This window comes from Aphanothece microscopica RSMan92 (genome assembly GCF_046613545.2).
Lineage (GTDB): Bacteria > Cyanobacteriota > Cyanobacteriia > PCC-6307 > Cyanobiaceae > NIES-981.
In genome coordinates this window covers 49,792-60,837 of record NZ_JBKKKY020000014.1, presented here as the reverse complement: position 1 = coordinate 60,837, position 11,046 = coordinate 49,792, and the positions used below count along the sequence as shown (strand labels likewise).

Below are 11,046 nucleotides of genomic sequence, written 5' to 3'. Positions count from 1 at the left end.
TGGCCTCACCGTTCAGGGCGGCGCCAAAGTCGACAACCTCAACGTCACGGGTCGCACCAACCTCCAGGGTGGAGCCACCATCTCCAATGGCCTCACCGTTCAGGGCGGCGCCAAAGTCGACAACCTCAACGTCACGGGTCGCACCAACCTCCAGGGTGGAGCCACCATCTCCAATGGCCTCACCGTTCAGGGCGGCGCGAGAATCGACAACCTCAACGTGACCGGCCCCGCCAGAATTGGCGGTCCGCTGACGGTGGATGGACCTTCCACCTTCAACAACGACGTGTCAATCAAGGGCGCCCTTTCAACCACGGGGCCCGTGACACTCAAGGGTCTTGCCAACAACGACAACTTCGCCGTTGACCGTTATCAGTCGGGTCAGCGACGGCTGCTCACGATCGATGGAAGCGGCAACACGGGTACCTCCAGGGTCACCGTTCCCCAGGTGGAGACCACCATCACCCGAACCGTGCCTCGCCTCGAAGATTCGGTGTACCAGCTGGGCAAGGCCGTGGAAACGACCGGGGCCATGGCGGCAGCCTTCTCGGCCGTGCCGGAGGTGACACTCCAGAAGGACGAGCCGGTGCGCTGTGGCTTCGGCGCCGGCGGCTTCGGCTCCCGGTACGCCCTCGCCGCGGGCTGTGCCGTGCGGGTGGCCGAGCGCCTGTACCTCAACGGTGCCCTCTCCTATGCCCCATCGGTCGATTACGGCTATGGATCCACCCCCTCGGTGGGCGGAAGGCTCGGGTTCTCCTTCCCCCTGGGCAGGATCGACAAATCGGCTGAGCCTCAGAGTGAGGAGGGCGCAGAGGGCAGCGAGGAGACGGATTCCACCACCTCGCAGGAGATTCAGAAGGATCTCATCGCGATGAAGAGCGAAATTTCAGAGCGCGAGAAGGAAATCGAGGCTCTCAAGCAACAGTTGGTGGCTCTCACATCCCAGGCCGGTGGTGGCAAGAATGCAGAGCTTGTTGCCTTACTGCAGAAGCGGATCGAGGAACTGGAAGCCGAGAAGCGTCGCAGCGACAGTGAAGATCAGCGCCAGAACGGCTTGATCCAGGCCCTGCAGCGCCAGCTCGCCGCTCAGCAGGCCCGGTTCAACGAGATGATGATCCAGATCCGGGCCCTGACGCCGGGTGGCGGGAACATCACCCCGGTGGTCAACCCCGTGGTCGACCAAGACACCAACGCTTCGCGCTAGAGGCGAACCCGTCGAAAAGACCTCTGCGCACCGTCTGATCCCCCCGACTCTTCCGATGAAACGAACCCTCCTGCTTGCCCTGCTGCTGTTCGCCACCCCTGCCCTGGCGCAGACGCGTCCCAGCGATGCCCAGTTGCGCGAGCAGTTCCGCACCGACTTCCTGCGGGGTTGCCAGGCCGGTCGCACTCCTGGTGTGCGGAACCAGCGGAACTACTGCAATTGCTTCGTCAACTCCTACCTGGCCCGCTACAACGGCCAGACCCTGGGTGCTATCGCAGCCCAGGCCAACCAGCTCGGGGGCCGTGGTGCCGCCCTGGTGGATCTGATGATGTCGCCGGAACGCCAGGCCTGCGCCGCGCGAAGCTGAGCCGCCCAGCCATCCCCGAGCCGGGGCGTCAGCCCAGCCTGGCCAGCACCCGATCGTGCACCGCGGTCGAGTCGCGCAGGCGCCGCAGCACGGCCGGATCGGCTGGCCGGTCCAGGCAGGCGCGCCACCGGGTGGTGAGGTCGGTCGGGGCCGGCTGGTCCAGCGGCGTGCAGGGGCAGCCGAGAGCGGCGGCGGCGGCCTCCACCTTGGGGTCGTAGCTCAGCGCGGCCACGGGGGCTCCGGCGGCGGCGGCCAGGATCAGGCCATGCAGGCGCATGGCCAGCACGAGCCCACTGCCGGCACAGAGCCGCATCGCGTCGCGGGGTCGCTGCACGACCACCTCCCGGCTGCGTGCCGCCAGGGCAGCGCCGATCAGCCCCTGGGAGCGCAGCGCCGCCAGCAGGCCCCGGTCCTGATGGGCATGGAACGGCAGCCAGAGCAGCTCCCGCTCCGGCACCAGCTGCTCCAGGGCCTGCAACCAGGGGCGCCAGCCCTCCACGCCCAGCTGCGCGGTGGGGCGGAAGCAGAGCACGATCGGGCCGCCGTGGCCCCGCCACTCCTCAGGCTCGACACGCCACACCGGATCGCCACCCACCAGGGGCTCACCTCGCGCCCCCAGGCGCCGGGCCAGGGCCGCCGAGGCGGCATCCCGCCAGCTCATGGCGCTCACGAGCGGCAGCACCCCCCGCATCAGCCAGCGGCTGGCCCCACGGCGCAGCGGGCCCAGGCCCTGGCCCCAGAGCAGCACTGGCTTCCCCTGCGCCCGGGCCACCACCACCAGAGCCGCGTAGTACACGAGGCTGAGCAGGCTGGTGCTGTCCTGGAAGAGGCTGCCGCCGCCGAAGATCACGGCGTCACTGGGGCCCACCGCCGCCAGCACCGCCCCCAGGCTGGTGCGGTCGACGCAGGCCACGCCATAGCGGCGTTGCAGCAGGGCCTGATCCCGCGCGGTGACGGTGGGCCGGCACCGCGCCGGCAGGCTGGCCAGCAGCACCTCCAGCAGGGCGTCGTCCCCGAGGTTGTGCTCGCCGTAGTAGCCCACCAGCAGCGGGCGGTGACACAGGGGCACGGGGCGAAGCGCAGCGGTGGGGGCCATGCCTACCACCGCGGGCTGCCGGAAACCTGCTCACGCCGGGGCACCGGCGCGCCGAACCAGGCCGCCAGCACCCCGGCGCCAAAGCCCGAGGCGTGGCCGATCCAGCTCACCCCGGCCGGGCTCAGCAGCGGCACCAGCGCGGGCAGCAGTCCGCCATAGGTCGCGATGCAGAACACCGAAAGCAGGATCGGCCAGGGGCGGCGCTCCACCAGGCCCACCGCCATCAGATAGCCCAGCAGGCCGTACACGACCCCCGAGAGGCCATGGCTGGCGTTGTGCCAGAGCAGCCACACCGGCAGGGAACACACCAGCACGGCGGCCCACACGCGCAGGTAGGGGCGCAGGCCCCGCGTCAGCACCAGCCAGGAGAGCGGCAGGAACCAGAGGGAATTGCTGACCAGGTGGGCGAAGCCACCATGGCTGAACGGCGCCGTGAGGATGCCCCAGGCCGGTCCGCCCGGCACCAGCGGCAGGTTCCAGCGGCCGCCGAACAGGAGCTGGTCCACCAGTTCCTGCGTCCAGGCCACCGCCAGGATCAGCAGCGGCAGCAGCAGACGGGTGCAGAGGCCCATCGGGGCAGAACCCTCGCGGAGGGAGGAACGCGATGCCAGAGTCTGCCCATGCATGCCCTGTCCCTGCCGACCTGGTGGATCCACATCGCCTCGGTGCTGGAGTGGGTCGCCGCCATCGCCGCCGTTCAGCGCTTCGGGCTGCAGCGGGGTGAACCCGGCTGGCGCTGGCTCAGCCTGGCGATGCTCCCCGCCCTGGTGAGCGCCATGGCCGCCTGCACCTGGCACCTGTTCGACAACCCCCCCGAGCTCAAGGGGCTGGTGGTGTTCCAGGCCGCGAGCACCCTGGTGGGGAACGTCACCCTGGCGATCGCCGCCTGGAACCTGCTGCGGCTGCAGCGCCTCAGCCTGCGCGCACCCCGATGACAGGCCTGCTCGAGCGGCTCGGATCGGTGGATCCTGCCCCCCTGTTCGTGCTCTCCCTGGTGCCCTACCTCGCCTTCCTCTGGTGGGCCCGCCAGGTGGAGGCCTTCCCGCGGCTGGCGCTGCGGGGATTTCAGCTCACCCTGGTCTTCGTGGCGGTCACGATCGGCGCCGCCATCGTGGCGGAAGTGTCGTTCGGGCGACAGCTGGCGGATGTCGATCCGCTGCACGGCGGGGCGGAAGCGTTTCTCACCCTCGCGAACCTGCTGGTGGCCATCGGCTTCATGGGAGGCTCCCGCCCCGGCGAATCAGCCGAGGGCAGCGCCGGGAGCGACGCTGCTGGCATGAACAAGTCTTAAGCGGTGGCGGCAGGCGCTGCCCTCGCCCGGAAGATGGGGCGTCGGCTTGTGATCCATGTTCGCTCCGCTTCTGGCTGTGGCCCCCGCCACCATCACCTGGTCGCCGAAGGTGGCGCTCGTGATGATCGTCTGCAACGTGATCGCCATCGCGATCGGCAAGGCCACCATCAAGCAGCCCAATGTGGGTCTGCAGCTCCCCAACTCCGCCATGTTCGGTGGCATGAGCCATGGGGCCATGCTCGGCACCCTCAGCCTCGGCCACATCCTCGGCATCGGCACCATCCTGGGCCTGGCCTCCCGCGGCGTCGTCTGAGGCGCCGGTTGAGTTGCCCGTTGAGGCCCCAGCCGATCAACGCCGGCCGAGCAGATACGGCAGGGCCTTGAGGCCGTAGCGCTCGAAGCGGTACTCGAACAGCAGGGCGGAGAGATCCTCGGCCCTGCACCCCTCGAGGGTGCTGAGGAGCCGTTCCAGGCGCCGGTCCCCCTCAGCGTCGGCAAGGCCCAGCCAGGTGCGCCGGGCCAGCCGGCCACTCAGGTTCCAGCGCCAGCCCAGTTGCCGTCGCAGCCGGCGGCGGTAGCGCCGCAGCAGGGTGGAGGCATCCGCCGGCCGCCCGCGGCGCTCCTGACGAACGGCCTGGATCAGCAACGGTGCCAGCAGATCCGCGCTGAGCAGGGCGTGACGGATGCCCTCACCACCCAGCAGGTTGGCCGTGCTCACCGCATCCCCCAGGCCCACCAGCCTGCCCCGACCGTGCGCCTCCCGCCGGGTGATCGTGCTGCGGATCCGGCCGCCGTGCCGGTCGAGCACGGCGGCGTCCTCCAGGCCGGTGCGCGTCAGCAGCTGGCGCAGATCGGCCCCCAGAGAGGGTGAGCTGCCCTCCGGAGGCTCCAACCGGCACACCCCCACCTTGAGCTGGCCGCGGGCCATCGGAAACACCCAGCCATAGCCCTGCTGGACCCAGCCGCTGCCCAGAAAGAATCCCAGCCGATCGGCCCAGGCGCGCCAGGGCCCGGGCCCGACCTCCAGCAACCACTCCACCCCGCGCCCCACCACCAGGGGATCGCTCGCTGCAGCGGGCTCCCCCAGCAGCACCCGGCGCTCCCCGCTGGCATCCACCACCCAGGAACTCTCCACCGGCGTGACGCTGCCATCGCCGCCGCGCAGCCAGGTGCGCAGGCCAGCCGCTCCGGCAGGCTCACAGGCCAGGGCCGTGCTGCCCAGCAGCAGACGGCCCCCGCCGGCCTCGGCCGCAGCGGCCAGCCAGCGGCGCAGGGCACCGAAATCCAGCACCGCACCGAGGGGTTGTGGCGCCATCCACTCCCGCGGCGATCCGTCCGGCCCCACCAGATGCCAGCCACGCCAGCTGGCCGCGACCACGCTGGCCGGGATCCCGAAGCGCTTCACCGCCGAGAGCGGCAGGGCGGCACTGCTGAAGGCTGCATCCGTCAGGCGCTGCAGCCGCTCCACCAGCAGCACCTGCACCCCCGAGGCGGCCAGCTCAGCGGCCAGGCGACCACCGCCTGGACCGGCGCCGACGATCAGAACCTCGCAGCGCTGGGGATGGCTCAGACCGCCAGGGGCTTGACCGGGGTGGCCTTGGTGAGCACGGCCCCGAAGCGCTCCAGGATCCGCTCCGCCATCTGGGTGGGGGTGAGGCCGAGGGCCCGCTTGCTCTGGTCCGGCGAAGCATGGTCCACCAGCACATCGGGAATGCCGATCCGCAGCACGGGCACCAGCACCTCATGGTCGTTGAGCGATTCGCAGACCGCCGCTCCGAAGCCGCCGGCCAGGCAACCCTCTTCCATCGTCACCACCCGTCCGATGCGGCGGGCCATGGGCAGGATCAGGGCCTCGTCCAGGGGACGCAGGAAGCGGGCGTTGATCACCGCCGCCCGCACGCCGTGCTCCTGGAGCAGACCGGCGGTGGCCAGGGCCGGATGCACCATGGCGCCGTAGGCCACGATCAGCAGGTTATCGCCGTCGGTGAGCAGCTCACCGCGTCCGATCTCGAGCGGTTCGAACCCCTCTTCGGCCAGCGGCACCCCCTCGCCCTCGCCGCGCGGAATGCGCAGGGCGCAGGGGCCGTCGTGGTGGATCGCGGTGATCAGCATGCGCTGCAGCTCCCCCTCGTCCTTGGGCGCCATCACGGTGAAGTTGGGCACGCAGCGGAGGTAGCTGATGTCGTACTGGCCCTGGTGGGTGGGGCCATCGGCCCCGACGATGCCGGCGCGGTCCATCACGAACGTGACCGGCAGCTTCTGGATACCCACGTCGTGGATCAGCTGGTCGTAGGCCCGCTGCAGGAAGGTGCTGTAGATGGCGCAGACCGGCCGCAGCCCCTCGCAGGCCATCCCGGCGGCCATGGTCACGGCGTGCTGCTCGGCGATGCCCACATCGAAATACTGGGCCGGCAGGGCCTTCTCGAGCAGGTCGAGGCCCGTACCGGTCGCCATGGCGGCGGTGATGCCCACGACCCGGGGGTCGAGTTCGCAGATCTTGACCAGGGTCTGCCCGAACACCTTGCTGTAGCCGGGCGGCTTGGGCTTGCTGGAGGGATAGGCCTTGCCGGTGGTGAGATCGAAGGCGCTCTGGGCGTGGTAGCCCACCTGGTCCTCCTCGGCGTAGGCGTACCCCTTGCCCTTGGTGGTGGCGACGTGCACCAGCACGGGCCCCTCGGTGCGGTGCGCCTGCTCGAAGGTGCGCACCATCTCGGCGATGTCGTGCCCGTCGATCGGGCCCATGTAGGTGAAGCCGAGCTCCTCGAACACCGCTCCCACCTTCGGCACCGCCAGGCGCCGCATCGATTCCTTGAGGTTCTTCAGCTCGGGGGGGAGTTCGCCGTGCATGAACGGCAGATGCTTGATCGCCTCCTCGGCGTTGTCGGTCAGGAACTGCACCGGCTTGCTGTGCCGCATGCGGTTCAGGTGGGTGGAGAGGGCCCCCACCGGCGGACTGATCGACATGTCGTTGTCGTTCAGCACCACCAGCAGGTTGGTGCGGGGCAGGTGGCCGGCATGGTTGATGGCCTCGAGCGCCATGCCGCCGGTGAGGGCGCCATCGCCGATCACCGCCACGCACTTGAAGCTCTGGCCCAGCCGATCGCGGGCCAGGGCCATGCCCAGGGCCGAGGAGATGGAGGTGCTGGCATGGCCGGCACCGAAATGGTCGAAACGGCTCTCACTCCGCTTGAGGTAGCCGGCCACGCCGCCCTGCTGGCGAAGGCTGTGGAAATCCTTGTAGCGGCCGGTGATCAGCTTGTGGGGATAGGCCTGGTGGCCCACGTCCCAGACGACCTTGTCGTGGTCGAGATCGAGGGTCTGGTACAGGGCCAGGGTGAGTTCCACCACCCCCAGGCCGGGGCCGAGGTGGCCGCCGCTGGTGCTCACCACCTCCAGATGGCGCTCGCGGATCTGCCGGCCGATCGCTTCCAGTTCGGCGGTGCTGAGGCCGTGCAACTGGTTGGGGTGGCTCAGCTCGCTGAGATGCATCACGACCCTGGAGTTGGGGTCAATCTAGGGGGTTCCCCTGGCCCACCCGTGTGGATTGCGACACTGGATGGATGAGCCAGCCGTCCTGGAACCCCGCCGCCCGCCGGAACCCTGCCGAGGCGGGGGAGGGCACGGAACCCTCCGCCTACCTGCAGCGGATCCTGCGGGCCCGGGTGTATGACGTGGCGATCGAATCCCCCCTCGATCCCGCGCCCAACCTCTCGGCGCGGCTGGGCAACCGCGTGCTGCTCAAGCGGGAGGATCTGCAGCCGGTGTTCAGCTTCAAGCTGCGCGGCGCCTACAACAAGATGGCCGGCCTCTCCCCCGCCGAACTGGAGCGGGGCGTGATCGCCGCCAGCGCCGGCAACCATGCCCAGGGGGTGGCCCTGGGCGCCCAGAAGCTCGGCTGCCGGGCGGTGATCGTGATGCCCGTCACCACCCCGGAGATGAAGGTCAGGGCCGTGGCGGCCCGCGGCGCCGAGGTGGTGCTGCATGGCGACAACTACGACGACGCCTGTGCCGAGGCCACCCGCCTCGCCGGGGAGCGCGGCCTCACCTTCATCCATCCCTTCGACGATCCCGACGTGATCGCCGGCCAGGGCACGATCGGCATGGAGATCCTGCGCCAGTGCTCGGCGCCGCCGGATGCGATCTATCTGGCCGTGGGCGGCGGCGGCCTGATCGCCGGGGTGGCCGCCTTCGTCAAGAGCGTGTGGCCCCAGGTGCAGATCGTGGGGGTGGAGCCGGTGGATGCCGACGCCATGGCCCAGTCGCTGGCCAAGGGTGAGCTGGTGCGGCTGGAGCAGGTGGGGCTCTTCGCCGACGGCGTGGCCGTGCGCCAGGTGGGCATCCACACCTTTGCCCTGGCCCAGCGGCTGGTGGATCGCATGGTGACCGTGGACACCGACGCCATCTGCGCCGCGATCAAGGACGTGTTCGAAGACACCCGCTCGATCCTGGAGCCCGCCGGTGCTCTGGCGGTGGCGGGGATGAAGGCGGACGTGGCCGAGCGCGGCCTGCAGGGCCGGACCCTGGTGGCGGTGGCCTGCGGCGCCAACATGAACTTCGATCGGCTGCGCTTCGTGGCCGAGCGCACGGAGATCGGCGAGGACCGCGAGGCCATGCTGGCGGTGGAGATCCCCGAACGGCCCGGCAGCCTGCGGGAGTTCTGCACCCTGCTGGGCACCCGCAACCTCACCGAGTTCAGCTACCGCCTGGCCGACCCCAGCCGGGCCCACATCTTCGTGGGGGTGCAGACCAGCGGCAGCCGCGACGAGCAGGACCTGATCCACGACCTGCGCGGCGCCGGCTTCGCCTGCCTGGATCTCTCCAACGACGAGCTGGCCAAGCTGCACCTGCGCCACATGGTGGGCGGTCGGCTGCCGGCGGCCGCGCTGACCCCCGGGGTGCAGGAGCTGCTCTACCGCTTCGAGTTTCCGGAGCGGCCCGGGGCGCTGATGCGGTTCCTCACCAGCCTCCATCCCAACTGGAACATCAGCATCTTTCACTACCGCAACCACGGCGCCGATGTGGGACGGATCGTGGTGGGCGTGCAGGTGCCGGAAGCGGAGATGGCCGCCTGGCAGGACTTCCTCGACGGCCTCCACTACCACTATGTGGATGAGAGCGCGAACCCCGCCTACCAGCTGTTTCTCGGTGCCATGCCCCCTGGCGTCGAAGGGGCCGCCGTCGGTGCGGACCCCCTGCCCGCCCTGGCCTAGTTGCGGTACCTTGCGGGCTCTGAGCGCGGCATCGCCATGACCAGCGCCCCCGTGATCAGCTCCCCGGACAGTGGCGCCCCAGAGACTGGCGGCCCAGGGAACACCGCCCATTGCAGCGGCGTCGGCCTGTCGCTGCCGGCACGCCTCGAAGCGATCCTCTACCTCAAGGGCCGGCCCCTCAGCCTCGGGGAGCTGGCCGAGATCGCCGGCACCACGCGGGAGGAGGCGGAGCTGGGTCTGATCACCCTGATGGCCGACTATGCCCACCGGGACACGGCCCTGGAAATCCGCCAGGAGGGGCAGCGCTACGGGCTCCAGCTGCGCGAGAGCCTCGGCGATCTGGTCCAGAACCTGCTGCCCGTCGACCTCTCCACCGCCGCCCTGCGCACCCTGGCCACCATTGCCCTGAAGAAGCGGATCCTGCAGTCCGACCTGGTGGAGCTGCGGGGCTCAGGGGCCTACGAGCACATCAAGGAGCTGCTGGCTCAGAACTTCATCGAACGCCGGCGCCAGAGTGAGGGCCGCTCCCACTGGCTCACCCTGAGCGAGAAATTCCACCGCACCTTTGCCGTGCGGGCGGACGAACTCCAGCCCCGGCCCCGCCAGGCTGCATAGAGTCAGCGCATCCTTCCCGTTTCCATGGAAGCCATCGCCCTGGTGCTGAGCGTGCTCAGCCGCACCCTCTCGATCTACTCGCTGATCCTGCTGGTGCGGGTGCTGCTGAGCTGGTTCCCGAACCTCGACTGGAGCAATCCGGTGCTCGGCACCGTGAGTTCGATCACCGACCCCTACCTCAATGCCTTCCGGGGTCTGATTCCCCCGATCGGGGGCCTGGATCTGTCCGCCATCCTGGCGTTTCTGGCCCTGAGCCTCGGGCAGCAGCTCCTGGGCACGGCCAGCGTCAGCATGCTGGCCGCCAGCTACTGATCCGCCAGCGCCTGCTCGAGGGGCAGGAGCTCGTCGTCCACGCCGGCCCGGCTGCGCACCGGAGCGCTGAAGCCCCGGGCCTTGACATTGCGGAACCGGATCGGCTCCGGCGTCCCGGACGGAACGGCCAGGCGCAGCGCAAAGCTCGAGGTTCCCGGCGGCACATCACCGATACTGCCCACCCGCGTGCGGTTCTGGAGCACCGGTTCGCCGCTGGAATCGACGATCAGGGCAAACACGTCGGTGTCGACCACCGCCTTGCGGCCCTCGTTCACCACCGTGCCCCTCAGGGCGTAGCAACTGGCCCCGGCCGGCCGCCGCAGCTCCGGCTGGGCCGCGATGTCATCCGCCGGGCAGGGCTCCAGCGTCACATCGCGCACCTGCAGATCGGCCGCCAGCGCGGGGGGCGGCACCAGCAGCACCAGCAGGCTCAGCAACACCATGCAGGCGGCTCGACGCAGCAGGGCCAGCGCTGAAGCTCTCGAGACCACTCTGTTGTTGTCCATGGGAGACGCGCCAGCGAAGGAAGGCCCAGCCGTTTCAGCCTCCCATGCGGGAACGGAAGACGCGCCTAACGGAAGATGCCCCTAGCGGTTGTCGCCGTCGCCGCCGATCACCTGGCGCGCCGCCCGGCTGGCCAGCTTCTCCAGGTTGGCGGCGGCGATGTCCGCCAGATCCAGATCCAGCTCGGTGGCCAGCTGGGCCACGTACCAGAGCACATCGCCCAGCTCCAGCCGCAGGGCCTGCACCACCTCATCGGTGAACACGCCGCCGCGATCGCGCAGCACCTTCTTCACCTTGTCGGCCACCTCGCCCGACTCGCCGCAGAGGCCCAGGGTGGGATAGATGGGATTGCTGCCGGCATCGGGATACACGGCTGTCTCACGGGAGCGCTGCTGGTAGGAGCGGAAGTCCATCGGTGGCAGCTCTGCGAGGGGGCCAATGGTAGTTTCG

At 69.8% G+C, this 11,046-nt stretch carries 13 protein-coding genes and 1 pseudogene; 8 read left to right on the top strand and 6 right to left on the bottom strand.

The features are described from left to right. Both ACLD7X_RS06160 and ACLD7X_RS06155 read left to right on the top strand, forming a co-directional pair. A partial coding sequence (locus tag ACLD7X_RS06160; protein ID WP_411422626.1) for a YadA-like family protein occupies window positions 1-1,201 on the top strand: 1,201 nt, incomplete at its 5' end. 55 nt (window positions 1,202-1,256) lie between these two features. Further along, window positions 1,257-1,568 (top strand): hypothetical protein, encoded by a 312-nt coding sequence (locus ACLD7X_RS06155; protein WP_411422625.1) that lies wholly within the window; start codon window positions 1,257-1,259, stop codon window positions 1,566-1,568. 28 nt (window positions 1,569-1,596) lie between these two features. Here the strand turns inward: ACLD7X_RS06155 and csaB are convergent, their stop codons facing one another. Both csaB and ACLD7X_RS06145 read right to left on the bottom strand, forming a co-directional pair. Further along, the gene (gene csaB / locus ACLD7X_RS06150; protein WP_411422624.1) at window positions 1,597-2,664 is read right to left on the bottom strand and encodes a polysaccharide pyruvyl transferase CsaB; all 1,068 of its coding nucleotides are present in this window, start codon (window positions 2,662-2,664) and stop codon (window positions 1,597-1,599) included. Between the two features lie 2 nt (window positions 2,665-2,666). After that, complete coding sequence (locus tag ACLD7X_RS06145) at window positions 2,667-3,236, bottom strand: rhomboid family intramembrane serine protease (protein WP_412007255.1); 570 nt, start codon at window positions 3,234-3,236, stop codon at window positions 2,667-2,669. Window positions 3,237-3,284: 48 nt separating this feature from the next. Between ACLD7X_RS06145 and ACLD7X_RS06140 the strand changes: the two genes are divergently transcribed. Genes ACLD7X_RS06140 through psaK form a run of 3 tightly spaced genes read left to right on the top strand, consistent with a single transcriptional unit; the run spans window position 3,285 to window position 4,268 of the window. Then, window positions 3,285-3,599, top strand: coding sequence for a DUF2499 domain-containing protein (locus ACLD7X_RS06140; protein ID WP_411422622.1), 315 nt, complete (start codon window positions 3,285-3,287; stop codon window positions 3,597-3,599). Further along, window positions 3,596-3,955 (top strand): DUF3593 domain-containing protein, encoded by a 360-nt coding sequence (locus ACLD7X_RS06135; RefSeq protein WP_411422621.1) that lies wholly within the window; start codon window positions 3,596-3,598, stop codon window positions 3,953-3,955. The genes ACLD7X_RS06140 and ACLD7X_RS06135 overlap by 4 nt, the downstream gene beginning before the upstream one ends. Before the next feature lie 55 nt (window positions 3,956-4,010). Continuing rightward, entirely contained in the window at window positions 4,011-4,268 is a 258-nt protein-coding gene (gene psaK, locus ACLD7X_RS06130; RefSeq protein WP_411422620.1) for a photosystem I reaction center subunit PsaK, read from the top strand. Between the two features lie 36 nt (window positions 4,269-4,304). On the opposite strand, the gene ACLD7X_RS06125 is transcribed toward psaK, so the two are convergent. Together ACLD7X_RS06125 and dxs are read right to left on the bottom strand one after the other, a co-directional pair. Further along, window positions 4,305-5,498 (bottom strand): NAD(P)/FAD-dependent oxidoreductase, encoded by a 1,194-nt coding sequence (locus tag ACLD7X_RS06125; RefSeq protein ID WP_411422631.1) that lies wholly within the window; start codon window positions 5,496-5,498, stop codon window positions 4,305-4,307. 23 nt (window positions 5,499-5,521) lie between these two features. Further along, window positions 5,522-7,444 carry a 1-deoxy-D-xylulose-5-phosphate synthase gene (gene dxs / locus ACLD7X_RS06120; RefSeq protein WP_411422619.1) on the bottom strand — a complete coding sequence of 641 codons (1,923 nt, stop codon included), beginning with the start codon at window positions 7,442-7,444 and terminating at the stop codon, window positions 5,522-5,524. Between the two features lie 71 nt (window positions 7,445-7,515). Here dxs and ilvA point away from each other — a divergent pair. The 3 genes and pseudogenes from ilvA to ACLD7X_RS06105 form a co-directional block, all read left to right on the top strand. Then, window positions 7,516-9,102, top strand: a pseudogene (gene ilvA, locus ACLD7X_RS06115) (threonine ammonia-lyase, biosynthetic); the annotation flags it as partial. 99 nt (window positions 9,103-9,201) lie between these two features. Then, window positions 9,202-9,780: an SMC-Scp complex subunit ScpB gene (gene scpB / locus ACLD7X_RS06110; protein ID WP_411422617.1), complete on the top strand. Its 579-nt coding sequence runs from the start codon at window positions 9,202-9,204 to the stop codon at window positions 9,778-9,780. A gap of 24 nt (window positions 9,781-9,804) precedes the next feature. Continuing rightward, window positions 9,805-10,092 carry a YggT family protein gene (locus tag ACLD7X_RS06105; RefSeq protein WP_411422616.1) on the top strand — a complete coding sequence of 96 codons (288 nt, stop codon included), beginning with the start codon at window positions 9,805-9,807 and terminating at the stop codon, window positions 10,090-10,092. On the opposite strand, the gene ACLD7X_RS06100 is transcribed toward ACLD7X_RS06105, so the two are convergent. After that, window positions 10,086-10,598 (bottom strand): hypothetical protein, encoded by a 513-nt coding sequence (locus ACLD7X_RS06100; RefSeq protein ID WP_411422615.1) that lies wholly within the window; start codon window positions 10,596-10,598, stop codon window positions 10,086-10,088. The genes ACLD7X_RS06105 and ACLD7X_RS06100 overlap by 7 nt on opposite strands. Before the next feature lie 81 nt (window positions 10,599-10,679). Further along, complete coding sequence (locus tag ACLD7X_RS06095; protein ID WP_411422614.1) at window positions 10,680-11,009, bottom strand: nucleoside triphosphate pyrophosphohydrolase family protein; 330 nt, start codon at window positions 11,007-11,009, stop codon at window positions 10,680-10,682. Window positions 11,010-11,046 lie beyond the last annotated feature (37 nt).

Bases quoted from the DNA above. Each gene is read 5' to 3' on its own strand.
- ACLD7X_RS06155 (WP_411422625.1), top strand. From the start codon at position 1,257: ATGAAACGAACCCTCCTGCTTGCCCTGCTGCTGTTCGCCACCCCTGCC.
- csaB (WP_411422624.1), bottom strand. From the start codon at position 2,664: ATGGCCCCCACCGCTGCGCTTCGCCCCGTGCCCCTGTGTCACCGCCCG.
- ACLD7X_RS06145 (WP_412007255.1), bottom strand. From the start codon at position 3,236: ATGGGCCTCTGCACCCGTCTGCTGCTGCCGCTGCTGATCCTGGCGGTG.
- ACLD7X_RS06140 (WP_411422622.1), top strand. From the start codon at position 3,285: ATGCATGCCCTGTCCCTGCCGACCTGGTGGATCCACATCGCCTCGGTG.
- ACLD7X_RS06135 (WP_411422621.1), top strand. From the start codon at position 3,596: ATGACAGGCCTGCTCGAGCGGCTCGGATCGGTGGATCCTGCCCCCCTG.
- psaK (WP_411422620.1), top strand. From the start codon at position 4,011: ATGTTCGCTCCGCTTCTGGCTGTGGCCCCCGCCACCATCACCTGGTCG.
- dxs (WP_411422619.1), bottom strand. From the start codon at position 7,444: ATGCATCTCAGCGAGCTGAGCCACCCCAACCAGTTGCACGGCCTCAGC.
- scpB (WP_411422617.1), top strand. From the start codon at position 9,202: ATGACCAGCGCCCCCGTGATCAGCTCCCCGGACAGTGGCGCCCCAGAG.
- ACLD7X_RS06105 (WP_411422616.1), top strand. From the start codon at position 9,805: ATGGAAGCCATCGCCCTGGTGCTGAGCGTGCTCAGCCGCACCCTCTCG.
- ACLD7X_RS06100 (WP_411422615.1), bottom strand. From the start codon at position 10,598: ATGGACAACAACAGAGTGGTCTCGAGAGCTTCAGCGCTGGCCCTGCTG.
- ACLD7X_RS06095 (WP_411422614.1), bottom strand. From the start codon at position 11,009: ATGGACTTCCGCTCCTACCAGCAGCGCTCCCGTGAGACAGCCGTGTAT.